Raw genomic sequence first — 527 nt, 5'->3', positions numbered from 1 at the left:
AACCCGCTGCTGGTCGGCGACGACGCCCACGCCCGGGTGCTCGATTATTCCGGCGGCGAGCGGCTGTTCTTCGATCTCACCGCGCCGGACTACCCGGCCTATGTCTATGTCGACTATTTCGACGCCGGCGGCGCGGTGCTGCACCTCTCTCCGAATGAACTGGTTCCCCTGACTGAGTCAGTCCCCAAAAGCGCCCTGCGCGTCGGAGCCAAGGAGGCCGGAGATCCAGGGCTGCAGATCACCGTCGCCCCGCCCTACGGCCAGGAAATTGCAGTCGCCTTTGCTGCTTCGCACCCGCTCTACGAAGGCACCCGCCCGATCAGCGAACCGGCCGCGCCTTACCTGGACTTCCTGCGCACCCAAGTGGCAGCCGCCCGCGCACAGCACGCTGATTTCAAAGGCGAATGGGTCTATTTCCTCATCACCACACACGCCCCGTAACCGGCTTGCCGCAAACCAGGCACTCCCGCGCCCGCAGGCCCGCGGCTGGCGCCGCCAGGCCTTTGCAGCCTTGGGCCCGGCGCTGC

At 67.0% G+C, this 527-nt stretch carries 1 protein-coding gene; it reads left to right on the top strand.

Annotated features, from left to right (window positions below; translation table 11 throughout):
* Positions 1-441 (top strand): DUF4384 domain-containing protein (locus RA19_RS25550; protein WP_039168877.1); only part of this gene is annotated, 441 nt, incomplete at its 5' end.
* Positions 442-527: the final 86 nt, after the last annotated feature.

Origin of the sequence: Leisingera sp. ANG-M1 (assembly GCF_000813745.1) — a bacterium.
Lineage (GTDB): Bacteria > Pseudomonadota > Alphaproteobacteria > Rhodobacterales > Rhodobacteraceae > Leisingera.
This window is presented reverse-complemented; position numbering and strand designations above follow the sequence as displayed.